This is a genomic window from Pseudomonas sp. RW3S2, from assembly GCF_014268955.1.
Taxonomy (GTDB): Bacteria; Pseudomonadota; Gammaproteobacteria; order Pseudomonadales; family Pseudomonadaceae; genus Aquipseudomonas; species Aquipseudomonas wayambapalatensis.
On the sequence record NZ_JABWRM010000002.1, the window covers coordinates 60,293 to 85,557 of the forward strand.

Here is a 25,265-nt window from a genome sequence, read left to right on the forward strand (position 1 = left end):
TCAGTCTGGAAGCTTTGAGCAGCGTCGGCGGTAGTCGGCCGGTGTCAGCCGGTAGGCACGACGGAACCACCGGCCCAGGTGGCTCTGGTCGGCAAAGCCCAAGGCCATGGCCACTGCGCTGGGTGTGTCGCCGCGAGCCAGCAGGCGCCGGGCGCGGGCCAGGCGCAACTGAATCAGGTAGGCGTGCGGCGCCAGGCCGAACGCGGCCTTGAAGGCGCGGGTCAGGCGAAAGCGATCGACGCCGCAGGCCTGTGCCACTTCGTTCAAGCTGATGTCCTGGTCGATGTGGGCGTGCAGGTAGTCGCGCGCGCGCTGGGCGCACAGTGGCAGGCGTGGATCGGGGTCAAGGCGCTTGCGCCAGTGCAGGTGCCGGGTCAGGCAGGCGAGCAGGTCGTCCATGGCGGTCTGGCGCACGATTCGCATTTCGCCGCCGTGCATGGCCTGGAAGGCGCGCAAGGTGGTGCCCGCCAGTTGCGGGTCGGCACACAGGGTGTCGGCGAAGGCCGGCAGGCTGCCGGTCGGGGCCTGTTCGAACAGTGCATGCAGCTCATTTTCCAGCCACTTCGAGTCCAGGTACAGCGTGGAATAGGTGAAACCTTCGTGGGTGGGGGCGTCGCCATCGTGAAGGTCGCCCGGCTCCAGCAGGAACACCTGGCCCGGTGTGCTCTGGTGCCGAACCCGGCGGCAATTGAACTGCTGCACACCCTGTTCGGTGACCCCGACCAGAAAGCTGTCGTGCCAGTGCGGGTCGTAGGCGTGGCCGACGAAATGGGCGCGGACCGACTCGATGCCGGTGTCGGCGTCCTGCTTGAGGTCGATCCAGTTGGACATGGGCGTGGCCTGCGAAAGGGAGTCTTCACCTTAGCTTAAAAGCGCTGCGGATTTTAGAACGGATGTGCACGGGATGGGCTGGATAGTGGCACTGAGCCGGTATACTGGGTGTTTTTGCAGGAAGCTGTTGCTCTGATGAAAGACATATCTAAAAAATGGTTGCGGGCGCTACTGGTCATAATCGTCACTGCGATGGTTGCCCAAGTGGCAGCGATCTTGATACTGGTTCCCCTGGTCCAGAACATGGGCGCCACGGGCGACTGGCTGTTGGGCGCCTACCTGGCGTTCGTCGGCTTATGCACCCTGGTGTGCGTTGGCATATCCTTGCGAGCGTCTACGGTGGGGTTTGCTCATGACTGGAAATTCTTCTCGCTGATTGCCTCCAGCAAACTCATGCTTCTGGTGACGGTGGCCCTGAGCGTCGTACCGCTGGCGGTCGAAGTGTTCAAGCTGGCGGGATATATCCAGCAAATGCCCTTCAGCTTGTTCATGTATTGGTTGAGCGGTTTGAGCCTGCTGGTGTTTTCCATTCTTTATCACCTGTGCGCGCCCGGCGCGTATCGGTATCCGACCTTTGAAGACCTGATCAGGCGTGAAGGCAGTGCCAGGGTGCTACGTGGCGAGGCTGGCAAGGCATTGGAGGGCTTGCGCGCCGGGAAACCGGCGAGCGGGGCTGCTGGTGCGACGCCCTTCACGAGCCAGGACGAGCATGTTCTGGAAGTGCTCGCCCAGGGCCGCGTCATTGACGATGCCCAGTGTTATTTCGTCATGCGCGAGCATAGCGCCAACGACAATTGGAAGGTGCGTTGGGCGTTGACGCTGGCGTTGCTGATTCCCGCCTATGTCATTCCCACCGTGACCGTGGGCAAGATGTTCGCGGTCGTGGACACCGCTCGACAGCAGGTGCATGACCGGGGTGGCTGGTTGTGCGCCATCTATGGCAGCGTGCTGACGCTTGGCAAAGAGCCGGCCGAGTCTTCCTGCAAAGCGCACTAACCAGGGTTGGGCTGCAACAGTGCAAACTTGCCCTGCAACCACTGGTGCAAGCGCGCCACCGCCGGCGACAGCTGCTTGCGGTGCGGGCACACCAGGGTCAGAGGGCGCAGGTCGCCGGGGAAGTCCGGCATCAGCACCTCGAGCTCGCCGACGGCAACATTGGCACGCACGTCCAGCCATGACTTGAAGGCGATGCCTTCGCCAGCCAGTGCCCAGCGCCGTACCACGTCGGCGTCGTCGCAGAACAGCGGCCCGCTGACCTGCACCGTCTGCTCGCCCAGTTGCCAGCGGTCGAACACCCGCGACTGCTGCAGGTACAGCAGGCAGTCGTGCTGTTGCAGGTCTTGCGGGGTGTGCGGGCGGCCGCGGCGGGCGAGGTAGGCGGGGGCGGCGACCAGCACCCTGCGGTTCCACGGCGCCAGTGGCAGCGAGATGTAATTGGCGGTGTCGTCGATGCCATAGCGGATGCCGACGTCCACCGGGTCGCGGTACAGGTCGGCGAGTTCGTCGGACAGGAAGAAGCGTAGGCTCAAGCCCGAGTGTTCTCGGCGAAACTCGGTGAGCCAGGGCAGCACCAGGTTGCGTCCGACATCCGAAGGCGCCGACACCTGTAGTACACCGCGCAGTTCACTGTGGTCGCCATGCAGGCTTTCGCGCCCTTGACGCAGGGTCTCCAGCACGCTGTGGGCGGTGGGCAAATACAGCTCACCCTCGGCGGTCAGGCGCAGGCTACGGGTGGTGCGGGCAAACAGACGCACGTCCAGCTCACGCTCCAGGCGCTTGATCGCTGCTGCCACCTGGCCCGGTAGCAGGCCGGCTTCCAGGGCGGCGGCGGTAAAGCTGCCCAAGGCGCTGGAGCGAATGAACAGGTTTAAATCTTCAAGGCGCAGCATTTTCACTCCTGGAATGAAAGTGTTGCTGCATTGTGCTGCTTTTTCTTTCCTGTAGGAAAGATAAGATACGCGCCATCACCTTCCCTGACAGGAGCAGTTCCGATGGATACCGTCACCCTGGCCAAGCGCCGCTATACCACCAAGGCCTACGATGCCAGCCGCAAGATTGAGCAAGCCACCATCGATGCACTGCTGGAGCAATTGCGTCATAGCCCGTCGTCGGTCAATTCGCAGCCTTGGCACTTCATCGTCGCCGGCAGTGCCGAAGGCAAGGCACGCCTGACCAAGGGCACCGAAGCCTTCGCCTACAACACACCCAAGATTCTCAATGCCTCGCACGTGATCGTGTTCGCGACCCGCACCGAAATGACCGAGGCGCACCTGAACGCCGTGCTGGACCAGGAAGCCGCCGATGGCCGTTTTCGCGATGACCAGGCCCGTGCCGGCCAGGACCTGACCCGCCGCAGCTTTGTGAACCTGCATCGCTACGACTTCAAGGACACGCAGCACTGGATGGAAAAGCAGACCTACCTGGCCCTGGGTACCGCATTGCTCGGCGCTGCCGCCCTCGGGCTCGATGCGACCCCGATCGAAGGCTTCGACAGCAAGGCGCTGGACGCTGAGCTGGGCCTGCGCGAGCGTGGCTTTACCAGCGTCGTGCTGCTGAGCCTTGGGTATCGCAGCGAAGATGACTTCAATGCCGGCCTGAACAAGTCGCGGCTGCCGGCCGAGACGGTGTTTACCTTCCTCTGAAAAAAGCGGGGCAGGCCATTACGGTCTGCCCCGGTTTTCAATTTTCCTCCAGCGCCCGCTCGACCACGTCGCGGCTGGCGTCCAGCACTTGTTGCTGCACCCCTTCGCTGGCCAGCATGCGCCCGACCACCAGGGCACCGACGCACTGACTGATCAGCGCCCAGGCCCTGCGCTCATCCCCAAGCGTTTCACTCCAGGCTGCCTGCAGTTCGAGCAACCAGTGCTCGGCCTGTTCACGCACCGGTGGCTCGGCCCGGGCAATCTCGACCCCCAGTGGCGGCAGCGGGCAGCCACCCTCGGGATTGTGCAGGTGGGCCAGGCTCAAGTACTGCTTCAGGCAACGACGCAGGCGCTCGCGGTCGGCGCCCTGGCTGGCCAGGCGGGCGAGCGGGCTGTTGCACAGCTCTCGGCGTACCACCTCGCTGAACAGGTCATCCTTGGACGGGAAGTGATTGTAGAAGGCGCCACCGGTGAGGCCGATAGCCTTCATCAACTCAGCGACCCCGGTACTGGCGAAACCACCGCGCTTGGCCAGGACGCCACTGCTGGCCAGCAGTTTCTCGCGGGTCTGTTGCTTGTGATCGGTGGAATAGCGCATCCGCGAACCTCGGTATGCTGGCTTGACGGTGCAGCGATCATAGCATAGCGTTCGTTTACTAAATGATCGTTCACTAATGAGGTGCCGATGACAGAACAACGAAAAGCGGTCCTGGTGATAGGGGCGGGCGATGCCACCGGCGGCGAGATCGCCAAGCGTTTTGCCCGCGAAGGTTATATCGCCTGTGTGACCCGTCGCGACGCTGACAAGCTGCAACCGCTGGTGGACGAGATCCGTGCGGCCGGCGGCCAGGCCTACGGTTTTGGCTCCGATGCACGCAAGGAAGAGGCGGTGGCCGAGCTGGTCGAAACCATCGAGCGTGATATCGCCCCGATCGAGGCCTTCGTGTTCAACATCGGTGCGAACGTGCCCTGCAGCATCCTCGACGAAACGCCGCGCAAATACTTCAAGATCTGGGAAATGGCCTGTTTCGCCGGTTTTCTTACTGCCCAGGCGGTGGCGCGGCGCATGGTCACCCGCGAGCGCGGCACCCTGATCTTCACCGGCGCCACTGCCGGCACTCGCGGCGCCGCCGGTTTCGCTGCCTTCGCTGGCGCCAAGCATGCCTTGCGCGCACTGGCCCAGAGCATGGCGCGCGAGCTGGGGCCACGAAACATCCACGTGGCGCACGTGGTGGTCGACGGCGCCATCGACACGGCGTTCATTCGCGACACCTTCCCCGAGCGCTACGCCCTGAAGGACCAGGATGGCATCCTCGACCCTGCGCATATCGCCGACAGCTACTGGTACCTGCACACCCAACCCCGGGACGCCTGGACCTTCGAACTGGACTTGCGCCCCTGGATCGAACGCTGGTGATCCGCTGTGCCCAACCACCTTCCGCCACAAGGAGTGCTGCATGAGCAAATGCGTCGAGTTCTACTTTGACCTGGGTAGTCCGGCCAGCTACCTGGCCTGGACCCAATTGCCCGCCCTGTGCGCCCGCCGAGGCGCCACCCTGGCGCTGCGGCCAATGCTGCTGGGCGGCGTGTTCCAGGCCACCGGCAATGCCTCGCCGGCGACGATACCGGCCAAGGGGCGCTACATGATCGGCGACCTGAAACGCTTCGCTGCCCGTTATGGCGTGCCGTTCAGCCTGCCGACGGGGTTTCCGGTCAATACCCTGAACCTGATGCGAGGCGTACTCGGCACGCAGATGCGCTCGCCCGAGCGCCTCGAGCCTTTGCTCAAGGTTTTGTTCGATGGGCTGTGGGTGCAGCAGCGCAATCTGGCGGACCCCGAGGTGCTCGATGCGACGCTGCGCGAAGCAGGCCTGGATCCTGAGGCGTTTCGTGCCCTGGCGGCCGACGTCGAGGTCAAGGAGCGGCTCAAGCAGGTGACCCAGGAGGCGGTCGAGCGGGGCGTGTTCGGCGCGCCGATCTGTTTTGTCGGTAGGGAGATGTTCTTCGGTCAGGACCGCTTGGACTTCATCGAAGAAGCATTAACCTAACAGCCGTTCCAACTGCTCGCGCTCCCAGATGCTGAGCAGCTCGACCGGGTCGGTGCCATAGCGTTGCCAGTGGCCGCGCTCGGCCTCACGGCCATCGGGGGCGCGGCATTCGCTGCAATGGGCGAGGCCTTCGTCGTCGAGGGTCAGGATCAGTTGCCAGTGGCCGATCTGTACCCTGACCCGACCATCGCTCAGACGCTCGTGCACTTCCAGCGCCTGGACGCCGAGGGCGGCGTCACGCAGGCACTGGTAGATCTCGCGGCTGTTGGGAGCGGGCATGAACGATCAGAAGTTCGCCGGGGTGTTGGCGCTGATGATTTCTGCTTCGTCCGGGCCGATGTTCTTGAAGCTGTGCGGTAGCGTGGTGGGGATGTAGTAGCCGTCGCCAGAGTTGAGCACGCTGACCTGGCCATCGACCCACAACTCGACCGTACCCCGGGTGACCAGCCCGCATTCCTCGCCTTCGGCATGCACGATCGGCTCGCCCGAGTCGGCGCCCGGCGCGTAGAGCTCACGCAGCATGCGCATCTGGCGGCCTTCGACACTGGCACCGACCAGCAACATGCGCAGGCCGTTGCGCCCCAGGTCAGGTTGCTCGCTGCCGCGGAACACGTAGCGCTCTTCGCGTGCAGGTTCATCGAAGCTGAAGAACTCGGCGAGGCTCATGGGGATGCCTTCGAGGAGTTTTTTCAGGGAACTGACCGAAGGACTGACGCGGTTCTGCTCGATCTGCGAGATCGTCGAGTTGGTCAGGCCGCTGCGGCGGGCCAGTTCCCGCTGGGAGAGGTTGTTGCGTTCACGCACCAGTTTGAGTCGTGTCCCAGTGTCCATAGCCGCCTTGAGTAGTGAGTGATCAGAGGTGTCAAAAATAATGGGCAGCGCATTAAAACACACTCTGACCGGCAACGCGCTGTGCTTGTCAGGTGCGCTGGGCGGCGGGCGCAGGCCACAGCCCGACCAGGAGCAACAGCACGGCCACGGCCAGGAACGGCAAGCGCGGATCGAGGGCGTAGACCAGGGTCCCGGCGAGGGGGCCGACTACCGCGCCCATGCCCTGTGCCGCGCTGATCGAGCCCGCAGTGGCGCCTTGCTCGCTGGCTTGCATGGCATTGGCGGCCAGCGCCGAGAAGGCCGGGAAGACGAAGCCCATGCCGGCGGCGGCGACGAAGAAGCACGCCCACAATGCCGGAGCAGTGGTGGCCAAGGCCCCGGCGGCAAAGCCCAGCGCGCTGATGCTGGCGCCCACGCGGATCATCTTCAGCGGTGGCCACTCCAACTGGCGCAGCAGAATCTGCGAGCCAATCAGCGCCACACCCACTGCGGTGAGGGCGATGCCTGCGGCCTGGGCGGCATCGGCACTGTTCAGTTGCAGACGGTCGAGGGCGAAAAAGCCCACGGTGATCTGCGACACGGTCACGCTGAGCATGGCGCTGAAGGCCACGATCAACGGTCGACGCAGGCGCGGATCGCCCAGGCGTACGGGGCTCGGCGCATAGTTGTGGGGCAACGGCTGCGGCTTGAGCTTGAACAGCAGTACGAGAAATGCCGTGGCCGGCAGCAGCGACATGATGAAGAACGGTGCGCTCAGGCTATGGCGCGCCAGCAATGCGGCCAGGGCCGGACCGAGCACGAGCCCCACGGCATTGGCCGCGCCCAGCAGGGCCATGGCGCGGGCGCGGCGTTCGGGCTCGACATGATCGGCGATCAGCGCATTGCCGCCCACCGGCAGCGCGGCATAGAAGGCGCCGATCAGGCCGCGGGTCAGCATCAAGCCGAGGAAAGCCAGGGTTGCGCCCGGCAGCCAGCGCAGGGCGCCATCGATGAACAGGCACAGCAGCCAGTAAGCGACGGTGAATCCGGCACTGCCCATCAGCAGGATGCGTCGCCGGCCCAGACGGTCGGCTGCGCGGCCCCAGGGGCGCGCAAGAATGACCCAGACCACGCCCGCCACGGTCACGGCAGCCCCGGCCTGCCAGGTGGCCATGCCCAGCAGGCGGGCGATGGGGCCGATCAAGGCGACGAACGCCATCATCGACATGGTGCAGGCCATGTTCACCAGCAACAGCGGGCGTAGATCGAGGGCGGGGGCGTGAAGCGGGGTGGGAGAAGCAGCGTCCTTCGCGGTGGTCATTGAAACATCCATGGCAGGCGGAAAGGTATCGGCCCCGTTCCGCCTGCAGGCGTTTTTCAGTCGCTGCGGCGCAGGGGCCCTGGCCACATGCTACGCAATACGCCGTCACGGCGCACCAGTGCATGGAACAGCGCTGCGCCGAAGTGGGCCAGGATGGTGACGAACAGCAGGTAGCCCGCCCAGCCGTGCGCCTGGCGCAGCACGGCATACAACTGCAGGTCGTGAGGCATGATCGCCGGCAGTTGCAAGGGCCGTGGGTAGCCGCCTGCCGAGAGCATCGCCCAGCCGAGCAACGGCATGGCCAGCATCAACCCGTACAGTGCCAGGTGCGAGGCGCCGGCTGCGAAACGCTGCAGCGGTGGCAGGTCGGCGGGCAGTGGCGGATGCGGCAGCGTCAGGCGCAGGATGATGCGCAGTACCACCAGTGCCAGCAGCGCCAGGCCCGTGGCCTTGTGCAGTTCCACCAACCAGGGGTGACGTGGCGACAGGTCGCCGACCATGCTCACGCCAATGAACAGCATTGCCAGGATCAGGATCGCCATGAGCCAGTGCACCAGGCGGGCCAGCGGGTGGAAGGCGGACGGTTTCATGGGCGGGCTCCTGCGCCGAGACTTTCGCGGCTGCGGCGATTGAACGATTCCGAATAGGCGGCCGAACGCGCGGCGAGGATCGGGTCGGCGGAGGCTTCGATGCCGCTGGGCAGAATCAGCGGGTCGAAGTTGAGGTCGCGGCAGGCGCCTTGTTCAGGTGCATCGACGTGGTCGATCACCAGGGTGCCGGCATCGATGCTGCGGCGCGAGTCGGGCCATTGGCTGGCCGGGTCGTCGATGGCGTCACCGGGTTCGGCGAGGGTCAGGCGCAGTGTCCAGCGCAGCGGCGCCTGGCTCAGGCGTTGTTGCAGATCGTGTTGCAGGTACAGGTTGTCCTCGACCAGGGCGGGCAGGGCGGCAAAGGGTGTTTGCGCGACCATGCGCCAGCGCACGGCTTGCGCCTTGCCGCTGGCATCGATCAGGCGAAAGGCGTTGATGCTGTTGTAGTCCGTGTTGGCGAAGCTGTCGCTGGGCTTGGCGCTGGCGGCCCACTGGCGGAAGGCTGCGCTTTCCGGGTGGGCGGCGAAGAAGGCCTGCAGCTTGGCCGGGTCCGGCTTGCCGGTGCTCGGGCTCGGGCCGCTGGCCAGGACCAGATCGTAGAAGCCTTGCGCAGTGCTCACCGCCAACACTGGCGGATTGTTCATGCCGGTACGCCAGACCTGGCCGTCGTCGGTGCTCAGCTGGATCGCCAGGCTGCGGGTCGGTACGCCGGCGTCGGGGCTGTAGGGATTGGCACCGCCGATGGCGAAGCGGCCGATCACCGGCACCCGTGCCTGGCTGAATACCCGCGCACTCGACAGCGCCTGCGCCTGGCCGCTGCTTTCGAAGTAGCCGCTGACGCACAGGCCCTTGGCGTGGTTCTTGCGATAGCCGGGATGGTGGCCGGCCTGGGCTTCGAAGGTGTCGATGATGCGCTGCGGCGTCAGGGCAGGGGTGCCGATCCAGCCGGCGGCATAGGCGAAGCCTGCACCCAGCGCCACGACCGTGGCGCCTATGGCGGCCAGGCGCAGGGCCTTGGCAGGGCCTTGCAGGGGTGTGTTCATGATGACGTTCCGGGTCAGTGAATGAGTCGGTATGACGTGGCAGCGAAAAATTTATTCCCCAGGCGGGAATAGATTTCTTCGCGCCCCGTCTGCCCATTACACTGACAGCCCATGGGGCCGGAACCTGACCATGCATGACCTGGATGAACAACAATGGCGCGAACTGCTGCAGAGCCTGCGGCGCTTCGCCTTGTGGCTGACCCGCGAAAGCGGCAGTGCCGACGACCTGGTCCAGGCCACCGTGGAGCGTGCGCTCACCCGCAGCGCCCAGCAGCGAGAGGAACAGAACCGGCGTGCCTGGTTGTTCACCATCCTCTACCGGCTGTTTCTCGACGGCAAGCGCCGCGATCGCCTGCACTCGCGCTGGTTGAACTGGTTCGGTCGCGGCGGGCAGGCCGAGGAGCCGCTGGGCTACGAGACCGAGAGTATCGTGCTGGCCCAGGCCGACCTGCAGGCCTTCGCCCGCCTGCCCAGCGAGCAGCGCGCGCTGTTGCTGCTGGTCAGCGTCGAGGGCTTGAGCTACAAGGAGGTCGCTCAGGCCCTGGATATTCCGATCGGCACAGTCATGTCGCGCTTGTCGCGCGCCCGTGCCGCGTTGCGTGAACTGACCGAGGGCAAGCCATCGTCCCCGGCCTTGCGGAGACTGAAATGACTCGCCTGATTCCCACCGAGCAAGAGCTGCATGCCTACGTCGACGAGCGCCTGGAGCCGGTGCGCCGGGCCGAGGTCGAGGCCTGGCTGGCGGCCAATCCGGAGCAGGCCGCACGGATCGAGGCCTGGCGCAGCGATGCCCGGCGCCTGCGTGCGGCGCTCGCCGGTTTCAACGACATGCCACACAATCCGCAACTGGAACTGGCCCATCTGCGGCGGCGTGTGCGTCAACGCCGCCAGCAGCGCTTCGCGTCGGCTGCAGTCCTGTTGCTGGCGTTGGGGGTTGGCGGGCTTGGGGGCTGGCAGGCACGTGAATCGACGATGCTGGCGGGCGATATGCCGATGGCCGACGCGGTGCAGGCACACAAGCTGTTCGCCGATGCCAAGGCCCTCGATGTCCAGGCCGATGACCCCGCACAGTTGCAGTCGTGGCTGGGGCGGCATTTCAACCGGGTCGGCCAGGTGCCGGACCTCAGCGGATACGGCTTCCAGCCGGTGGGCGCACGTCTGCTGGCCAACGAGGACGGCCCGGCGGCATTGCTGGTGTTCCAGGACGCAAAAGGCGAGCGCATCAGCCTGTTCATGCGCTCGCCAGGCGGGCGTTACGAGCAGATGCCCAGCGGGCAGCGGGTCGATGGGCAGCTCGAGGCGCGCTACTGGTCCCATGGCGACTACAATTTCGCCCTGGTCAGCGCGGCGGATGATACCCGTAGCGAGCAGGTGCGCAAGGTCCTGGGGGTCAGTCTCTAGCGCCGATGGCCAGGGGAGGCGAACATTCATTTGAAAGCGCTATGCTTGGCCCATGTCCAGCACACCTGCCTTGCGCCAACCTTGCCCTCCCGGCGCCTGTGATTGCGGGCGCGAGCAGTTGCACGCGCACCCACCCCAGGCCCAACGTATCCTCCTGCTGACCCGCCAGGAGGAAAAACGCCTGCTCGAACGTCTGGAAAACCTCAAGAGCCTGGAAGACCTGCAGCACCTGCAGTCACGCCTCTTTGAGCAATTGGGCATTGGCGTGCATATCGCACCAGGCTACAACGAGGTACGTACCATGCGCGGCTTCGTCATCGAGCTGGACGACCAGCCAGGCCTGTGCCGCAAGACCCGCCAGTCGATCCCGGCTGCCATTCGCAAGGGCCTGGAGCGCAATCCGGAAGTGGCCTTCCGGCTGCTCGATGCCCATGACCTGCTCGGCGGCGCCTGAGTCTCAGCGCATCGCCGCCAGCTTGATGCCAAACCCGACCAGGCAGGCACCGGCCAGTCGCTCGAGCAGGTTGGACACCCGCGGGTTGGCGCGCATACGCTCGGCCAGGTGGTGGGTCAGCAGCACCGCGACCAGGCCGTAGAGGAAGGTCAGCCCGGCGACCGTCACTGCCATGAAGGCGAAGGTGATGAAGCCCTGATGCTGCACCGGATCGATGAACAGCGGGAAGAAGGCCATGTAGAACATGATCGCCTTGGGGTTGAGCAGGGTGATCATCATGGTCTGGCGCAGGTAGTGGCCGCTGTCCATCCGGCTTTCACGCGGCGCAGTGCCGGGCTTGCTCAGCACCATGCGCAGGCCAAGCCAGGCCAGGTAGGCGGCGCCCGCCCACTGCACGACGTGAAAGGCGGCCGGGTAGGCGGCGAGCAGGGTGGCGACGCCAGCAACGGCCAGCCACATCAGCACCTGGTCGCCAAGAATCACCCCGAGAGTCGCCGCCAGGCCACCCTTGATCCCGCCCTTGCCGGTGGCGGTGATCAGGGCGAAGTTGCCGGGGCCGGGAATGGCCAGGAGGACGATGAAGGCGATGACGAAGGCGCCGTAGTCGGTTACGCCGAGCATGGGGCAGTTCTCCTGGGGATGGGGATGCCAGGATATATGCCACTTTCCGCTCGGCTTGCATAGCGGCCGGTCATGAATTGCGCCCTACCGTGCAGGAGCGTGTCGGCTCTGTCAGAACGTCGCCTTGACCTGCAGCCCTACGACCAGTGCGTTGTCGATGGCTTCCCCGGAGAAGGCGCCAGGTTCGATGATGTACTGCACATCCGGACGCAGGTTCAGCCATGCGGTGGCCTGGTAGCCATAGCTGAGTTCGATCAACTGCTCGGCGCTGTCCAGGTTGGGGAAGTCGCGCCCGGCATCGAACGCGGTCGCTTCCAGCAATTGACGGCTGCGCGGGTTCGGCACCGCCCGTCCATAGCCTAAAGCCAGGGTGTCGCGCGGGCGTCCTTCGAAGGGCTTGTACAACACCAAGCCTGCGCCATACCAGCGGGTGAAGGGCGAGGCGGCCTTGCTCGACGCCGAATATTGGCCGAACGCATGCAGGCTACGACCCGCGGAGGCTGGGTCGTTCCACAGCGCCTGGTCGACCAGCAGGTAGTGGCCGCTGCGTCCGGCCACGTCCTGGTCGTTGCCGATACGTTTGACGTTGGAGCTGTCGTAGTAATAGCCCAGCTTGTACTCGCCCGGCAGTTCGCCCAGGTGCTTGTACACCAGCTCGACTGGCACCACGGTGCCTGTGCTGTGCTTGGGCCCCAGGTGCCAGGCGCGGCTGGAGTTGCCGTTGCTTTGCGGATCGACGTTGAAGGCCGCCACGCGCAGTTGCCAGGAGGGCGAGAGATCGTATTTGACCCGGGCGCCGAGGTGCGCGTTGGGGTAGTTGGTCCAGCCGCTGCCACCGGACATGTTCAGCGGATGGCCGCAGAAACCGGCATTCATGAAATTGCACAGGATGCCGCTGTCCAGGCCGCCGAGGTCGTTGCCCATGGCCATGTAGCCGAGCTTGAGATTCAAGGCCGGGGTGAACAGGCTGCGCTCGTAGCTCAGTTCGGTGAGGCGGGTATAGAGACCGCCGTAGTTCTCCTGGATCGGCAGACGGTTGCCGACCAGGTCTTCGGAGGCGCTGTTGCCACGGCGGTCGTTGACCGTCAACTGGACCTTGCCGCCGTTGTCCAGGCCATACAGTTTCGACAGGTCGAACTGCACGCCCAACTTGAGGTTCTGCGAGTAGCGCGCCGAGCGGTGCAGGCCGCCGTGGGCGTTGTAGGCGGTTTCGCCGCTGTAGTCGCCGGTGATGTGGATGCCGTCTTCTTCCAGTTGCTGGCGCAGGCCGCCCCAGTCACCGGTCAGGGTGTTGTCGGCGGCGAGCGAAGCGGTGCTGGTCAGGGCGAAGACAAGAGGGGTCAAGCGAAAAGCGGGGGACATTGCAGGGTCTCGGATGGTCTGTGAGGGCCCCTTCGCGCGCAGGCCGCAGCGACTTGCACGCGAAGGGGGCAACGCGGTCTACGGCAGGGCGTACGAAATCACATAGTCGCCACGGTCAGTCGACTGTCGCGCGCCACCGGCGGTGATCACCACGTACTGCTTGCCGGTCTTGGGCGATACGTAGGTCATCGGCCCGCCCTGGCTGCCGACCGGCAGGCGCGCCTTCCAGATCTCGTTGCCGTTGCTGCTGTCGTAGGCACGCAGGTAGAAATCCTGGGTGCCGGCGATGAACACCAGGCCGCCTTGGGTGGACAGGGTGCCGCCCAGCGTCGGCAGGCCGATCTTGATCGGCAGGTGCATGCGGATGCCCAGGGGGCCGGTGTCCTCGACGGTGCCGACCGGCACCTGCCAGGCGATCTGTCGGGTCTTCATGTCGATCGCGGTGAGGGTGCCGAACGGCGGCGCCTGGCAGGGGATGCCGGCCACCGACAGGAAGCGGTTCTTGTTCACCGCGTAAGGTGTGCCCTTGAGGGGCACGGCGCCCATGCCAGTGTTCAGTGCCTCGCCACCGGAGGCTGCCTGGCCACTGTTCTGCGAAGGGATCATCTGGATCCACAGGCCCAGGCGCATGTCATTGACGAAAATGAAGCCGTGCACCGGATCAGTCGAAAGGCTGCCCCAGTTCATGCCGCCCAGCGAGCCTGGGAAGCTCAGCGACAGGTCGGTGCCCGGTGCGGTGTACAGGCCGTCGTAGCGCATCTTCTTGAAGTCGATGCGGCACAGCAGTTGATCGTACGGGGTGGCGCCCCACATGTCCGACTCGGTCAGCGTCTGCGCGCCGATCTGCGGCATGCCGACAGACTTGGGTTGGGTCGGGGAATAGGGCTCGTTAGGGATGTTGCTCGGCTTGACCGGGACTTCATCGACCTGGGTCAGCGGTGTGCCGGTGGCGCGGTCGAGCACGTAGATCTGCCCGGCCTTGGTGCCGATCACGACGGCCGGCACGGTACTGCCGTCGTCCTTGGTGAAGTCGATCAGGCTGGGTTGCATCGGCAGGTCGAAGTCCCAGAGGTCGTTGTGCACGGTCTGGTAGACCCACTTCTGGTTGCCGGTGGTGGCATCCAGCGCCAGCACTGAGGCGCCATAGGTGTGGTCGAGCTTGCTGCGCTCCACGCCATAGATGTCGGTGGAGGAGGAACCCATCGGCAGGAATACCGTGTTCATCGCCGGATCGTACGACATCGGTGCCCAGCTGTTGGGGGTGCTGCGCACGTAGGTGCTGCCGTCGGCAGGGGCGTTGCGGTCCTGCGGATTGCCTGGGTCGAAGGCCCAGCGCATCTGCCCGGTGATCACGTCGAAGCCGCGCAGTACACCGCCGGGCATGTCGGTCTGGACGTTGTCGGCGACCCGCCCACCGACCACCACGGTGGTACCCGCCATCAGCGGCGCGGAGGAGAGCTGGTAGTAGGAATCCGGGACATCGCCAAGGCCGGCCTTGAGGTCGACCTGGCCGTTGTTGCCGAAGCCTTCGCAGAAGGCGCCGGTGTCGGCATCCACCGCGATCAGGCGGCCGTCAATGGTGTTGGTCAGCAGGCGACGCTGGCAGTTGGCACCCGCCGGCAGCGTGGCAACGGTGATCGGCGAACTGTGCGGTTGGGTTGGCTGGACGATCGGCGCGGTGGCATCGAAGTAGGCCAGGCCACGGCAGCGCTGCCAGACCTTGGACTGCGCGTTGATGGCGTTTTTCCAGAGTTCCTTGCCGGTGTCGGCATCCAGGGCGATCAGGTTGTTGTGCGGGGTGCAGATGAACACCTTGTCGCCGACCTGCAGCGGGGTGAGCTGGTCTTCGGCGCCGTTGCCGTCGCTGATCGCGACATCACCGGTGTGGTAGGTCCAGGCCACCTTGAGCTTGTCGACGTTGGCGCGGTTGATCTGATCCAGCGCGGCGAAACGGCTGCCGCCTTCGGTGTTGCCGTAGTGCGCCCAGTCCTTCTGCGCCTTGCCCGGTTCCACGGCGGTCAGGCCCGGACCATTGCCGGTCGGTGCGACGCTGGGGTGAGCGACGAACATGTTGCCTGCGGCAATGGCCAGCACCACTGCCAGTGCTGCAGCCAGGGCATAGGCGCGACGACCGGCACTGCCGCCATTGGCACGCACCAACAGTGGATAGACCAGCGCGACCACCAGGCCGATGACGCCGAACATGAACAGCCGCGAGAACAGCGGCCAGAATACCAGGCCCGCATCGGCCAGTGCCCAGATGAAGGTGCCGAGCAGAAACACGGCGTAGAGCCAGGCGCCGGCTGGCTTGCGATGGGCGATGAGCAGGCCGGCAATGGCCATCACCAGGCCGCCGATCAGGAAGTACCAGGAGCCGCCCAGGCCGGCCAGCTTGACGCCGCCCGCGGCCAGGAGCATGCCGAGCAGGGCGATGATGACGCCCAGCCCGACCAGAAGGAATGTGGAGGCGCCAGAGGCGCGGGGTGTGTCGTTCATGCCAGGGATCTCGCAGGTGGAATGCGCGAAGTCTAAGCCCTTAGCAAGCTAATTAACAAGTTGGTACATTTTATTGGGTGACGGATTGTCGCAGGTGTTTACAAGCTTTTTTCCGCGATTTGTCGTGAATATGGCGGTTATATGCAGATAAATTCAGGCAATTGGCATTGTTTGCGCATTCGACCAAGGTCGTATTCGCAAGTCAGCGGTACGTCGGAATCAGCGCCTGGGTTCGTGTTGCTTGCGGTAGGCACCCGGTTGCATGCCGATTGCCTTGGCGAATGCCCGGGTGAAGGCCGCCACCGATTGGTAGCCCGCCTGGGCGCCGACCTGTTCCACGGTATTGCCTGCGCGCAGCAACTGGCAGGCATGCCGCATGCGCAGGGCCAGCAGCACCTGGCCCGGCGATTGCCCGGCCAGTTCGTTGAAACGCTTGAAGAACGCCGAGCGCGACAGCCCGGTGCAGGCCGCCATGCTCTCCAGCGACCAGGCCTGGCCCGGGTCTTCGATCAGGCGTTCGAGCAGGCCGGCAAAGGCCGGCTGGCGGGCGAGGGCGATCAGCCCGCCGAGCGACTGGCCGCCATTGACTTGCTGACGCAGCACGTAGAGGAACAGCAGGTGGGTCAGGCGTTCGAGCAAGGTCTGCGAGGGTGTCGGCTGGCGGCGACATTCTTCCAGGATCAGCTCGAAGAGCGCTCGCGCGGCGCTGCCGGCCGGATCGTCGGCCCGCAGCAGGATCCAGTCGGCCAGCCCTTCGACGATCAGCGACGACAGCCCCGACTGGAACTGGAAGAAGCCGCACACCAGGCCCACGCCATCCCCTGCGTCGAGGTCCAGCGCCTGCATGGTGCGCCGCGGCTGGGCGCAGGCATCGACGGGGTCGGCGTCGCTGGAGAGCCTGTAGGCCAGGTCGCGCAGCAAAAACACCGCATCACCGCTGTCCAGGCGGATCGGCTCCGGTTGCCCGTCGATGTGCAGCCAGCAGTGCCCCTGAACCACCAGGTGGAAGCTGGCCCGGCCCATGCCCTGGGTGCTGGCGTGCCAGCCGCCGCAGTAGCGGCCGACATGAAAGAGGCTGGCGTCGAGCTCCAGGCCCTCTAATAACCAATCGACAAGATGGCTGGACGAAATCATCTAATGCAAAGACTCAGGAGCAAGGAAAGGCGACTGATGAATATGGATGCTACTTCTTATAACCAACAGACTGTACGGACACACATCAAAGGAGACTACTCCATGTCCTCGCGCATTACTCTACACACTCTGCAGAGCGCCCCGGAAGCTGCACGTCCCTACCTCGAAAACGCCCAGAAGAACTCCGGCTTCATCCCCAACCTGCTGGGTATTCTGGCCAACGCCCCGGCGGCCCTGGAAACCTATGTCACGGTTTCGGCCATCAACGGCAAGTCCGAGCTGACCCTGGCCGAGCGCGAAGTGGTGCAACTGATTGCGGCCACCAAGCACGGTTGCGACTTCTGCGTTGCCGGCCACACGGCAGTTGCCCTGAACAAGGCCAAGCTGCCGCAAGAGGTGGTCGATGCCCTGCGTGCGCGTGGCGAGCTGCCTGATGCACGCTACGAAACCCTGGCCGAGTTCGCCCGTGAAGTCATCGCCACCCGCGGCAATGTCAGCGATGCCACCTACCAGGCCTTCCGCGATGCCGGCTTTACCGAAGGCAATGCCCTGGAAGTGATTCTGGGCGTGAGCCTCGCAACCCTGTGCAACTTTGCTAATGTGTTCGCCCAGACGCCGCTCAACGACGAGCTGAGCAAGTACCGCTGGCAGCCTTCGGCGTAATCCACGCCCGGTGCCGGCACGCCGGCGTTTTAAAAGGAGTAGGGACATGCTTGATTCTGCATTTCGACAATGGCTGGATGCCAATGCCGAGGCAATCGACCAGGGCCAGTGCGACCCGCACCTGGTGCTGGCCCACATCGCCGAGTCGCAGTTGCTGCGGGTTGGCGTCGATCCGGCACTTGGCGGCTCGGGCGGTGACGTTACCGACGCGGTGGAGGCCATCGCCGCCATCGCCAGTCGCTCGCTGGCCTCGGCCTTCGTCTGCTGGGGGCAGCGGGCCTTCATCGAATACCTGCTGCACAGCCCCAACCAGGCCTTGCGCGAGAAGTTGCTGCCCGAGCTGCTGACCGGCGAACTGGCCGGCGCCACCGGCTTGTCCAACGCCATGAAATTCCTCTCAGGTATCGAAGCCTTGCAAGTGCAGGCGCGTGCCGAGGGCGAAGGCTGGGCCCTCGAAGGCCGCCTGCACTGGGTGACCAACCTGCGCAAGAGTGGCTTCGTGGTGGCGGCGGCAATCGAGGCCGAAGAGGGCCAGGCGCCCTTCGTGCTGGCGATTCCGTCCGACAGCCAAGGCCTCGAGCGTTCCGACGACCTGCAACTGATGGGCCTGCAGTCGAGCAGCACCGCCGCGCTGGCCTTCCACCAGGTCGCGCTGGACCGCAGTTGGCTGTTGCACGAGAACGCCCGCGAGTTCCTGCCTCGGGTGCGTCCGGCATTCCTGGCGCTGCAGTGCGGCATGTCCATCGGCCTGACCCGTCGCGCCCTGGACGAAGTGCGCGAGCACCTGCAGGGGCGCGGCTCGTTCCTCGCCGAAGCCGAGCAGGTGCTGCGCGAGCGCCTGGAGAATACCGTCGGCGAGCTCAAGCAGGGCCTGCTCGACGGGCGTTTCCTCAAGCAGCCAGCGGCACTGTTCAAGCTGCGCATCACCCTGGCCGAAAGCGCCGCCGATGCGGTGCAGATGGAGCTTCAGGCCAGTGGCGGCAAGGCCTATCTCACCGCCTATGGCGAAGGCTTCGCCCGGCGTTGGCGCGAGTCGGCATTCGTGCCGATCGTTACGCCGAGCCTGGTGCAACTGCGCGCCGAACTGCAACGCCAGGCGGCGAACGTATGACCGACGTGTTACTCGAAGCCCGCGCCATCAGCCTGGGCTACCCTCGCGAGGGCGGCTGGCAGGCAGTGCTGGAGCAGTTCGACCTCAAGCTGTCGCCGGGCGAAGTGGTGACCATTCTCGGCCCCAGCGGTGTCGGCAAATCCAGCCTGCTCCGCGTGCTGGCTGGCCTGCAGCAGCCTGGTGGTGGTGCGGTGTCCCTGCATGGCGTGCCCCTGCAGGGGCCGCATCCGCGTCTGGCCGTTGCTTTCCAGGATCCGAGCCTGTTGCCCTGGCTGAGCCTTGAAAAGAACGTTGCCTTCGGCCTCGACTTCGCCCGTCAGCCTGCGCTGGCGGCGGCCGAGCGTCGTGCTCGGATCGACCACGCCATCGAGGCGGTGAGCCTGAACCATGCGCGCAGCCAGTACCCGGCGCAGTTGTCGGGCGGCATGGCGCAGCGCACGGCGCTGGCCCGCTGCCTGGCGCGCCAGCCGGAAGTGCTGCTGCTGGACGAGCCCTTCGGCGCACTCGATGAAGTGACCCGCGCCGACATGCAGCAACTGCTGCTGCAACTGATCGCCACCCACAACACCGCGGCGGTGCTGATCACCCACGATATCGACGAAGCCCTGCTGTTGTCCGATCGCGTGCTGCTACTGGGCAACCACCCGGCGCGCACCCTCGGCCAATGGCATATCGACCTGCCGCAGCCGCGCGCGCAGCGGGTCGAAGAGCTGGGCGCGCTGCGCATCGAGATCCTGAAAACCCTACGGCAGGCGAGCCGCCCCACCTCAACGTCTTCTTCCCCCCTGTCGTCGGAGCCTGCCCATGTGCATGGATGATTGCTGCTCTTCCACCTCGCGTCGCGATTTCATCAAGCTCAGCGCCATGCTCACCGCCGCCGGCGCCTTGCCGATGCTGTCGAGCCTGCAGGCGCGCGCCGCCGCCGAGCCGGACGCGCCGGTACGCATCGGCTACCTGCCGATCACCGACGCCACGCCGCTGCTGGTGGCGCACAACAATGGCCTGTTCGAGGCCGAAGGCATCAAGGCCGAGCGTCCGGTGCTGCTGCGCAGTTGGGCGCAGGTGATCGAAGCGTTCATCTCCGGGCAGGTCAACGTGATCCACCTGCTGTCACCGATGACGGTCTGGGCCCGCTACGGCAGCAAGGTGCCGGCCAAGGTCGTGGCCTGGAACCACGTCGGCGGCTCGGGCCTGACCGTGGCACCGGACATCACCGACATGAAGCAGCTCGGTGGCAAGACCGTCGCCATTCCGTTCTGGTACTCGATCCATAACGTGGTGCTGCAGCAGATGCTCAGTGACAACGGCCTGAAGCCTGTGTCCAAGCCTGCCACCGCGCAACTGGCGGCCAACGAGGTCAACCTGCTGGTGCTGCCGCCTTCGGACATGCCGCCAGCACTGGCCAGCAAGCGCATCGCCGGCTACATCGTCGCCGAACCCTTCAATGCCCTGGCCGAGAACCTCAAGGTCGGGCGCGTGCAGCGCTTCACCGGCGATGTCTGGCGCAACCATGCATGCTGTGTGGTGTTCATGCACGAGCACGACCTGAACAACCGCCCGGAGTGGTCGCAGAAGGTGGTCAATGCCATCGTCAAGGCGCAGCAGTGGACCCGTGATCACCGCGCCGAGGCCGCCGCCTTGCTGTCCAAGGCCGGCCCCAACAAATACACCCCGCACGAGCCGGCGGTGCTGACCAAGGTCCTGGCGCCTTCGGTCGAAGACCGCGCCGGCTACATCGCCAGCGGTGCGATCCAGCATCAGCAGTGGGACGAAAAGCGCATCGACTTCCAGCCGTACCCGTTCCCCAGCTACACCGAGGAGTTGGTCAAGCGCCTGAAGAACACCCTGATCGAGGGCGAGAGTGGCTTCCTCGCCGGACTGGACCCGGCGCAGACCGCGCGCGACTTGGTGGACGACCGCTTCGTGCGCAACGCCATCGCCGCCGTGGGAGGCCCGTCGGTGTTCGGCATCGCCGACAACTTCGAGCGTAGCGAGGAGTTCGCGGTCTGATGCGCAAGCATGTCGTACATGGCGCCCTGGGCCTTGCCGGGCTGGCGGTGCTGTTGCTGTTGTGGTGGGCGGGAGTGCGGGTGTTCGGCGAGGCCGATGGCCTGTCTGCGCGCTTCTCGCCCCAGGCGACGCTGGAGAGCCTGGTCGAGCTGCTCGACCATGGCGAGGTCTATGGGCACATCTGGGTGAGTCTCAAGCGTATCCTCATCGGCCTGCTGCTGGCGCTGCTGATCGGTGTGCCGCTGGGTTTGCTGGTGGGCAGCTACCGGCACCTGGAGGCGGCGACCACGCCGGCGTTCCAGTTCCTGCGGATGATCTCGCCGCTGTCGTGGATGCCGGTGGTGGTGATGCTGATGGGGGTGGGCGATCAGCCGATCTACTTCCTCCTGACGTTCGCCGCACTGTGGCCGATCCTGCTCAACACCGCCGCGGGTGTGCGTCAGCTCGACCCGCGCTGGTTGCAGTTGTCGCGCAGCTTGAGTGCCACGCGCTGGGAAACCCTGTGCAAGGTGATCATCCCCGGGGTGATCGGCCATGTGCTGACCGGCGTGCGCCTGGCGATCGGCATCCTGTGGATCGTGCTGGTGCCGTGCGAGATGCTCGGGGTCAGCGCGGGCCTGGGGTACTTCATCCTCGACACCCGTGACCGCCTGGCCTATTCGGAGCTGATGGCCATGGTGCTGCTGATCGGTGTGCTGGGCTTCATGCTCGATGCACTGGCGCGCGGGCTGCATCGGCGCTGGGTGCATGCCTGAGGTGTTCGGGCGTGCGGGCGCCTGCAGCTTCGGCGCGGCAACCATGCAGCCGACAACGATGTTAGCCGCATAAAACCACGGCGCCGCCGGCCACGGTGCTAGTCATGCAAGGACTGCGCAGGCGTGTAGACGCTGGACAAGGCACGTGCGCCCACACAAAAGGGTGTGGGCGCAGCTTAGCCTTCGTAGCCCAGATTCGGTGCCAGCCAGCGCTCGCTCACGCTGACATCCTGGCCTTTGCGGGCGCTGTAGCTGTCGATCTGGTCCTTCTCCACCTTGCCGACGGCAAAGTACTGCGCCTGCGGATGGGCAAAGTACCAGCCGCTGACCGCCGCCGCCGGGAACATCGCGAAGTGTTCGGTGAGGAACACGCCGCTGGGGCCGGTTTCGCCGATGGCCGTGCCATCGAGCAGACGGAACAGGGTCTCTTTCTCGGTGTGATCCGGGCACGCCGGATAGCCCGGGGCAGGGCGGATGCCGCTGTACTGCTCCTTGATCAGCGCATCGTTGTCCAGTTGCTCGTCCTTGGCATAACCCCAGTAGTCCTTGCGCACCCGCTCGTGCAGCCATTCGGCGCAGGCCTCGGCCAGGCGGTCGGCCAGCGCCTTGACCATGATCGAGCTGTAGTCGTCGCCTTTGTCCTGGTAGGCCTTGGCCACTTCCTCGGCACCGATGCCAGCGGTGGTGATGAAGCCGCCCACATAGTCGCTGATGCCGCTGTCCTTGGGTGCGACGAAGTCGGCCAGCGACCAGTTCGGCTTGCCGTCGGGCTTGATGGTCTGCTGGCGCAGGTGGTGCAGGGTGGCCAGAGGCTTGCCGTCGTCGCCATAGACTTCGATGTCGTCATGCGCGACCTGATTGGCCGGCCAGAAGCCGAATACCGCGCGGGCGCTGATGAGTTTTTCACCGATCAGCTTCTCGAGCATGTCGCAGGCATCCTGGTACAGCGCGGTAGCAGCTTCGCCGACCACCTCGTCGGTGAGGATGCGCGGGAACTTGCCCGCCAGGTCCCAGGAGATGAAGAACGGCGTCCAGTCGATGTACTTGGCCAGTTCGCGCAGGTCGATGTCTTCCAGCACCCTGACGCCGGTGAAGGAGGGCACCACTGCCTGGTAGCTGGCCCAGTCGTACTGTGGCTTGGCCGCTATCGCCTGTTCGTAGGTCAGGCGCTCGGTGCGGGCACTGCGGTTGGCGGTGCGCTCGCGCACTTCCACGTACTCCTGGCGGGTCTTCTCGACGAAGCCAGGCTTGAGCTCCTTGGACAGCAATTGCGTGGCCACGCCCACGGCGCGCGAGGCGTCGGTGACGTAGACCACCGCGTCGTTGGCGTACTTGGGTTCGATCTTCACCGCCGTGTGCGCCTTGGAGGTGGTCGCGCCACCGATCATCAGCGGCAGGTGGAAGTCCTGGCGCTGCATCTCGCGGGCGACGTGGACCATCTCGTCCAGCGACGGGGTGATCAGCCCGGACAGGCCGATGATGTCGCACTTCTGCTCGCGGGCGGTCTGCAGGATCTTCTCGGCCGGGACCATCACGCCCATGTCGACGATGTCGTAGCCGTTGCAGCCCAGCACGACGCCGACGATGTTCTTGCCGATGTCGTGCACGTCGCCCTTGACCGTGGCCATGAGGATCTTGCCCTTGGCTTCGGGCTTGTCGCCTTTTTCGGCCTCGATGAACGGGATCAGGTGGGCCACCGCCTGCTTCATCACCCGTGCGGACTTGACCACCTGGGGCAGGAACATCTTGCCCGCGCCGAACAGGTCGCCGACCACGTTCATGCCGCTCATCAGCGGCCCTTCGATGACTTCGATGGGGCGCGCCGACTGCTGGCGGCACTCCTCGGTGTCTTCGACGATGTAGGCGGTGATGCCCTTGACCAGCGCGTGTTCCAGGCGCTGGTCGACGGGCATCGAGCGCCACTCTTCGTTTTCCACTTCCTTCGCTGCGCCGCCGCCCTTGTAGTCGTCGGCGATGGCCAGCAGGGCGTCGGTGCCTTCGGGGGTGCGGTTGAGTACCACGTCCTCGACCTTCTCGCGCAGTGCCGGCGGGATCTCGTCGTAGATCTCCAGCTGGCCCGCGTTGACGATACCCATGGTCAGGCCGTTCTGGATGGCGTGGTAGAGGAACACCGAGTGGATCGCCTCGCGCACCGGGTTGTTGCCGCGGAACGAGAACGACACGTTGGACACGCCGCCGCTGGACAGCGCGTAGGGCAGGTGGTCACGGATGTAGGCGCACGCTTCGATGAAGTCGACGGCGTAGTTGTTGTGTTCCTCGATGCCGGTGGCAACGGCGAAGATGTTCGGGTCGAAGATGATGTCTTCGGGCGGGAAGCCTACTTCGTTGACCAGGATGTCGTAGCTGCGCTGGCAGATCTCGCGTTTGCGCGCGGCAGTGTCGGCCTGGCCGACCTCGTCGAACGCCATCACCACCACGGCGGCGCCGTAGCGTTTGCACAGGCGGGCGTGATGCTTGAACTGCTCGACGCCTTCCTTCATGGAGATCGAGTTGACGATGCCCTTGCCCTGGATGCACTTGAGGCCCGCTTCGATCACCTCCCACTTCGAGGAGTCGATCATGATCGGCACGCGGGAGATGTCCGGCTCGCCGGCGATCAGGTTGAGGAAGCGGACCATGGCGGCCTGGGAGTCGAGCATCCCTTCGTCCATGTTGATGTCGATCACCTGGGCGCCAGCCTCGACCTGCTGCAGGGCGACTTCCAGGGCTTCGGTATAGTTCTCCTCGCGGATCAGCCGGGCGAACTTGGCGGAACCTGTGATGTTGGTGCGCTCGCCGACGTTGACGAACAGCGACTGGCGATCGATGGTGAATGGCTCCAGGCCCGACAGGCGGCAAGCCTTGGGGATGTCCGGAATGGCCCGTGGCTTGTACTTGGCCACGGCCTCGGCGATGGCCTGGATGTGCGGCGGGGTGGTGCCGCAGCAGCCGCCGATGATGTTGAGGAAACCGCTGGCGGCGAATTCCTCGACCACGGCGGCCATTTCCGCCGGGGTTTCGTCGTATTCGCCGAAGGCGTTGGGCAGGCCGGCGTTGGGGTGCGCGGACACATGGGTGCCGGCCTTGGTCGACAGTTCTTCCAGGTACGGACGCAGGTCCTTGGCGCCCAGGGCGCAGTTCAGGCCGACCGAGATCGGGTTGGCGTGACGCACCGAGTTCCAGAAGGCTTCGGTGGTCTGGCCCGACAATGTGCGGCCGGAGGCATCGGTGATGGTGCCGGAGATCATGATCGGCAGTTCGATGCCGTCATCCTCGAACACCTGCTGCACGGCGAAGATCGCCGCCTTGGCGTTCAGGGTGTCGAAGATGGTCTCGATCAGGATCAGGTCGGCGCCGCCTTCGATCAGGCCGCGAGTGGCCTCGATGTAGTTTTCCACCAGCTCGTCGAAGGTGACGTTGCGGTAGCCAGGGTCGTTGACGTCCGGGGAGATCGAGCAGGTGCGGCTGGTCGGGCCGAGCACGCCGGCGACGAAGCGTGGACGGTCCGGCGTTTCCAGTGTCTTGGCGTCGGCCACCTGGCGGGCGATGCGCGCGCCCTCGACATTGAGCTCGTACACCAGCTCTTCCATGCCGTAGTCGGCCTGGGAAATCTGCGTGGCGTTGAAGGTGTTGGTCTCGAGAATATCGGCGCCAGCGTCCAGATAAGCCTTCTCGATGGCGGCGATGACATCGGGCCGGGTGAGCAGCAGCAGGTCGTTATTGCCTTTCACATCGCTTGGCCAATCGGCGAAGCGCGTGCCACGATAGTCGCCTTCCTCCAGGCGGTAGCTCTGGATCATAGTACCCATGCCGCCGTCGAGGATCAGGATGCGCTCCTTGAGGGCATGCTGGAGTGCTTGGAGACGAGCGCTGCGGTCGGACATGAGAACTACCTGGTCGGACAAATATCGGAAGTGCGGAATAATAACAAAGCTGCACGGATTTTAGACGTATCGCCCGATAGCATGAATTT

Annotated in this window: 25 protein-coding genes; 12 read left to right on the forward strand and 13 right to left on the reverse strand. The window is 65.1% G+C overall.

Annotated features, from left to right (window positions below; all coding sequences use genetic code 11):
* A complete protein-coding gene (locus HU748_RS03155; RefSeq protein ID WP_186665166.1) occupies positions 1-831 on the reverse strand; it encodes an AraC family transcriptional regulator in 831 nt (276 codons plus the stop codon).
* Positions 832-966: 135 nt separating this feature from the next.
* On the opposite strand from HU748_RS03155, the gene HU748_RS03160 reads away from it, so the two are divergent.
* A complete protein-coding gene (locus tag HU748_RS03160; RefSeq protein ID WP_186719149.1) occupies positions 967-1,827 on the forward strand; it encodes a hypothetical protein in 861 nt (286 codons plus the stop codon).
* Here HU748_RS03160 and HU748_RS03165 read toward each other — a convergent pair.
* Positions 1,824-2,720, reverse strand: coding sequence for a LysR family transcriptional regulator (locus HU748_RS03165; RefSeq protein ID WP_186719150.1), 897 nt, complete (start codon positions 2,718-2,720; stop codon positions 1,824-1,826). The genes HU748_RS03160 and HU748_RS03165 overlap by 4 nt on opposite strands.
* A 102-nt stretch (positions 2,721-2,822) precedes the next feature.
* Between HU748_RS03165 and nfsB the strand changes: the two genes are divergently transcribed.
* Positions 2,823-3,473, forward strand: coding sequence for an oxygen-insensitive NAD(P)H nitroreductase (gene nfsB, locus HU748_RS03170; RefSeq protein ID WP_186665163.1), 651 nt, complete (start codon positions 2,823-2,825; stop codon positions 3,471-3,473).
* A 37-nt stretch (positions 3,474-3,510) separates the two neighbouring features.
* Here the strand turns inward: nfsB and HU748_RS03175 are convergent, their stop codons facing one another.
* Complete coding sequence (locus tag HU748_RS03175) at positions 3,511-4,071, reverse strand: TetR/AcrR family transcriptional regulator (protein WP_186708502.1); 561 nt, start codon at positions 4,069-4,071, stop codon at positions 3,511-3,513.
* A gap of 87 nt (positions 4,072-4,158) precedes the next feature.
* Between HU748_RS03175 and HU748_RS03180 the strand changes: the two genes are divergently transcribed.
* Positions 4,159-4,890, forward strand: a complete 732-nt coding sequence (locus HU748_RS03180) for an SDR family oxidoreductase (protein ID WP_186708503.1) — start codon at positions 4,159-4,161, stop codon at positions 4,888-4,890.
* 40 nt (positions 4,891-4,930) lie between these two features.
* The gene (locus tag HU748_RS03185; RefSeq protein WP_186719151.1) at positions 4,931-5,521 is read left to right on the forward strand and encodes a 2-hydroxychromene-2-carboxylate isomerase; all 591 of its coding nucleotides are present in this window, start codon (positions 4,931-4,933) and stop codon (positions 5,519-5,521) included.
* Here HU748_RS03185 and HU748_RS03190 read toward each other — a convergent pair.
* The 5 genes from HU748_RS03190 to HU748_RS03210 form a co-directional block, all read right to left on the reverse strand.
* The gene (locus HU748_RS03190; protein ID WP_186719152.1) at positions 5,513-5,800 is read right to left on the reverse strand and encodes a hypothetical protein; all 288 of its coding nucleotides are present in this window, start codon (positions 5,798-5,800) and stop codon (positions 5,513-5,515) included. The two genes, HU748_RS03185 and HU748_RS03190, sit on opposite strands and share 9 nt — an antisense overlap.
* A 6-nt stretch (positions 5,801-5,806) precedes the next feature.
* On the reverse strand, positions 5,807-6,352 hold the full coding sequence (locus HU748_RS03195; protein WP_063545119.1) for a cupin domain-containing protein: 546 nt from the start codon (positions 6,350-6,352) through the stop codon (positions 5,807-5,809).
* Between the two features lie 88 nt (positions 6,353-6,440).
* On the reverse strand, positions 6,441-7,652 hold the full coding sequence (locus HU748_RS03200; RefSeq protein WP_186719153.1) for an MFS transporter: 1,212 nt from the start codon (positions 7,650-7,652) through the stop codon (positions 6,441-6,443).
* 56 nt (positions 7,653-7,708) lie between these two features.
* Entirely contained in the window at positions 7,709-8,242 is a 534-nt protein-coding gene (locus HU748_RS03205) for a cytochrome b/b6 domain-containing protein (protein WP_186719155.1), read from the reverse strand.
* A complete protein-coding gene (locus HU748_RS03210) occupies positions 8,239-9,285 on the reverse strand; it encodes a catalase family peroxidase (protein ID WP_186719157.1) in 1,047 nt (348 codons plus the stop codon). Before HU748_RS03210 ends, HU748_RS03205 begins: the two co-directional genes overlap by 4 nt.
* A gap of 130 nt (positions 9,286-9,415) precedes the next feature.
* Between HU748_RS03210 and HU748_RS03215 the strand changes: the two genes are divergently transcribed.
* From HU748_RS03215 to HU748_RS03225, 3 genes are read left to right on the forward strand one after another with little or no spacing between them, the layout of a single operon-like run.
* Positions 9,416-9,937 carry a sigma-70 family RNA polymerase sigma factor gene (locus tag HU748_RS03215; RefSeq protein WP_186665152.1) on the forward strand — a complete coding sequence of 174 codons (522 nt, stop codon included), beginning with the start codon at positions 9,416-9,418 and terminating at the stop codon, positions 9,935-9,937.
* Positions 9,934-10,686, forward strand: coding sequence for an anti-sigma factor (locus tag HU748_RS03220; protein WP_186719159.1), 753 nt, complete (start codon positions 9,934-9,936; stop codon positions 10,684-10,686). The genes HU748_RS03215 and HU748_RS03220 overlap by 4 nt, the downstream gene beginning before the upstream one ends.
* 52 nt (positions 10,687-10,738) lie before the next feature.
* Positions 10,739-11,140, forward strand: a complete 402-nt coding sequence (locus tag HU748_RS03225) for a hypothetical protein (protein ID WP_186665150.1) — start codon at positions 10,739-10,741, stop codon at positions 11,138-11,140.
* A 3-nt stretch (positions 11,141-11,143) separates the two neighbouring features.
* On the opposite strand, the gene HU748_RS03230 is transcribed toward HU748_RS03225, so the two are convergent.
* The 4 genes from HU748_RS03230 to HU748_RS03245 form a co-directional block, all read right to left on the reverse strand.
* A complete protein-coding gene (locus HU748_RS03230) occupies positions 11,144-11,761 on the reverse strand; it encodes a LysE family transporter (RefSeq protein ID WP_186708510.1) in 618 nt (205 codons plus the stop codon).
* Positions 11,762-11,872: 111 nt separating this feature from the next.
* Positions 11,873-13,123 carry a carbohydrate porin gene (locus HU748_RS03235; protein ID WP_186719161.1) on the reverse strand — a complete coding sequence of 417 codons (1,251 nt, stop codon included), beginning with the start codon at positions 13,121-13,123 and terminating at the stop codon, positions 11,873-11,875.
* A gap of 78 nt (positions 13,124-13,201) precedes the next feature.
* On the reverse strand, positions 13,202-15,619 hold the full coding sequence (locus tag HU748_RS03240; protein ID WP_186719163.1) for a glucose/quinate/shikimate family membrane-bound PQQ-dependent dehydrogenase: 2,418 nt from the start codon (positions 15,617-15,619) through the stop codon (positions 13,202-13,204).
* Between the two features lie 219 nt (positions 15,620-15,838).
* Entirely contained in the window at positions 15,839-16,753 is a 915-nt protein-coding gene (locus tag HU748_RS03245; RefSeq protein WP_186665146.1) for an AraC family transcriptional regulator, read from the reverse strand.
* Positions 16,754-16,855: 102 nt separating this feature from the next.
* On the opposite strand from HU748_RS03245, the gene HU748_RS03250 reads away from it, so the two are divergent.
* The 5 genes from HU748_RS03250 to HU748_RS03270 are packed head-to-tail and all read left to right on the forward strand — an operon-like array spanning position 16,856 to position 21,292.
* Positions 16,856-17,416, forward strand: coding sequence for a carboxymuconolactone decarboxylase family protein (locus HU748_RS03250; RefSeq protein WP_186719165.1), 561 nt, complete (start codon positions 16,856-16,858; stop codon positions 17,414-17,416).
* Between the two features lie 46 nt (positions 17,417-17,462).
* Positions 17,463-18,527, forward strand: a complete 1,065-nt coding sequence (locus HU748_RS03255) for an acyl-CoA dehydrogenase family protein (protein ID WP_186708513.1) — start codon at positions 17,463-17,465, stop codon at positions 18,525-18,527.
* Complete coding sequence (locus HU748_RS03260; protein WP_186719167.1) at positions 18,524-19,345, forward strand: ABC transporter ATP-binding protein; 822 nt, start codon at positions 18,524-18,526, stop codon at positions 19,343-19,345. Before HU748_RS03255 ends, HU748_RS03260 begins: the two co-directional genes overlap by 4 nt.
* On the forward strand, positions 19,332-20,537 hold the full coding sequence (locus tag HU748_RS03265) for an ABC transporter substrate-binding protein (protein ID WP_186708514.1): 1,206 nt from the start codon (positions 19,332-19,334) through the stop codon (positions 20,535-20,537). The genes HU748_RS03260 and HU748_RS03265 overlap by 14 nt, the downstream gene beginning before the upstream one ends.
* Positions 20,537-21,292 (forward strand): ABC transporter permease, encoded by a 756-nt coding sequence (locus HU748_RS03270; protein WP_186708515.1) that lies wholly within the window; start codon positions 20,537-20,539, stop codon positions 21,290-21,292. Before HU748_RS03265 ends, HU748_RS03270 begins: the two co-directional genes overlap by 1 nt.
* A gap of 176 nt (positions 21,293-21,468) precedes the next feature.
* On the opposite strand, the gene metH is transcribed toward HU748_RS03270, so the two are convergent.
* Entirely contained in the window at positions 21,469-25,176 is a 3,708-nt protein-coding gene (gene metH / locus HU748_RS03275; RefSeq protein WP_186708517.1) for a methionine synthase, read from the reverse strand.
* Positions 25,177-25,265 lie beyond the last annotated feature (89 nt).

What these genes read in the sequence shown, in the direction of transcription:
- HU748_RS03155 (WP_186665166.1), bottom strand. Translation starts at nt 831, where the DNA reads ATGTCCAACTGGATCGACCTCAAGCAGGACGCCGACACCGGCATCGAG.
- HU748_RS03160 (WP_186719149.1), top strand. Translation starts at nt 967, where the DNA reads ATGAAAGACATATCTAAAAAATGGTTGCGGGCGCTACTGGTCATAATC.
- HU748_RS03165 (WP_186719150.1), bottom strand. Translation starts at nt 2,720, where the DNA reads ATGCTGCGCCTTGAAGATTTAAACCTGTTCATTCGCTCCAGCGCCTTG.
- nfsB (WP_186665163.1), top strand. Translation starts at nt 2,823, where the DNA reads ATGGATACCGTCACCCTGGCCAAGCGCCGCTATACCACCAAGGCCTAC.
- HU748_RS03175 (WP_186708502.1), bottom strand. Translation starts at nt 4,071, where the DNA reads ATGCGCTATTCCACCGATCACAAGCAACAGACCCGCGAGAAACTGCTG.
- HU748_RS03180 (WP_186708503.1), top strand. Translation starts at nt 4,159, where the DNA reads ATGACAGAACAACGAAAAGCGGTCCTGGTGATAGGGGCGGGCGATGCC.
- HU748_RS03185 (WP_186719151.1), top strand. Translation starts at nt 4,931, where the DNA reads ATGAGCAAATGCGTCGAGTTCTACTTTGACCTGGGTAGTCCGGCCAGC.
- HU748_RS03190 (WP_186719152.1), bottom strand. Translation starts at nt 5,800, where the DNA reads ATGCCCGCTCCCAACAGCCGCGAGATCTACCAGTGCCTGCGTGACGCC.
- HU748_RS03195 (WP_063545119.1), bottom strand. Translation starts at nt 6,352, where the DNA reads ATGGACACTGGGACACGACTCAAACTGGTGCGTGAACGCAACAACCTC.
- HU748_RS03200 (WP_186719153.1), bottom strand. Translation starts at nt 7,652, where the DNA reads ATGACCACCGCGAAGGACGCTGCTTCTCCCACCCCGCTTCACGCCCCC.
- HU748_RS03205 (WP_186719155.1), bottom strand. Translation starts at nt 8,242, where the DNA reads ATGAAACCGTCCGCCTTCCACCCGCTGGCCCGCCTGGTGCACTGGCTC.
- HU748_RS03210 (WP_186719157.1), bottom strand. Translation starts at nt 9,285, where the DNA reads ATGAACACACCCCTGCAAGGCCCTGCCAAGGCCCTGCGCCTGGCCGCC.
- HU748_RS03215 (WP_186665152.1), top strand. Translation starts at nt 9,416, where the DNA reads ATGCATGACCTGGATGAACAACAATGGCGCGAACTGCTGCAGAGCCTG.
- HU748_RS03220 (WP_186719159.1), top strand. Translation starts at nt 9,934, where the DNA reads ATGACTCGCCTGATTCCCACCGAGCAAGAGCTGCATGCCTACGTCGAC.
- HU748_RS03225 (WP_186665150.1), top strand. Translation starts at nt 10,739, where the DNA reads ATGTCCAGCACACCTGCCTTGCGCCAACCTTGCCCTCCCGGCGCCTGT.
- HU748_RS03230 (WP_186708510.1), bottom strand. Translation starts at nt 11,761, where the DNA reads ATGCTCGGCGTAACCGACTACGGCGCCTTCGTCATCGCCTTCATCGTC.
- HU748_RS03235 (WP_186719161.1), bottom strand. Translation starts at nt 13,123, where the DNA reads ATGTCCCCCGCTTTTCGCTTGACCCCTCTTGTCTTCGCCCTGACCAGC.
- HU748_RS03240 (WP_186719163.1), bottom strand. Translation starts at nt 15,619, where the DNA reads ATGAACGACACACCCCGCGCCTCTGGCGCCTCCACATTCCTTCTGGTC.
- HU748_RS03245 (WP_186665146.1), bottom strand. Translation starts at nt 16,753, where the DNA reads ATGATTTCGTCCAGCCATCTTGTCGATTGGTTATTAGAGGGCCTGGAG.
- HU748_RS03250 (WP_186719165.1), top strand. Translation starts at nt 16,856, where the DNA reads ATGTCCTCGCGCATTACTCTACACACTCTGCAGAGCGCCCCGGAAGCT.
- HU748_RS03255 (WP_186708513.1), top strand. Translation starts at nt 17,463, where the DNA reads ATGCTTGATTCTGCATTTCGACAATGGCTGGATGCCAATGCCGAGGCA.
- HU748_RS03260 (WP_186719167.1), top strand. Translation starts at nt 18,524, where the DNA reads ATGACCGACGTGTTACTCGAAGCCCGCGCCATCAGCCTGGGCTACCCT.
- HU748_RS03265 (WP_186708514.1), top strand. Translation starts at nt 19,332, where the DNA reads ATGTGCATGGATGATTGCTGCTCTTCCACCTCGCGTCGCGATTTCATC.
- HU748_RS03270 (WP_186708515.1), top strand. Translation starts at nt 20,537, where the DNA reads ATGCGCAAGCATGTCGTACATGGCGCCCTGGGCCTTGCCGGGCTGGCG.
- metH (WP_186708517.1), bottom strand. Translation starts at nt 25,176, where the DNA reads ATGTCCGACCGCAGCGCTCGTCTCCAAGCACTCCAGCATGCCCTCAAG.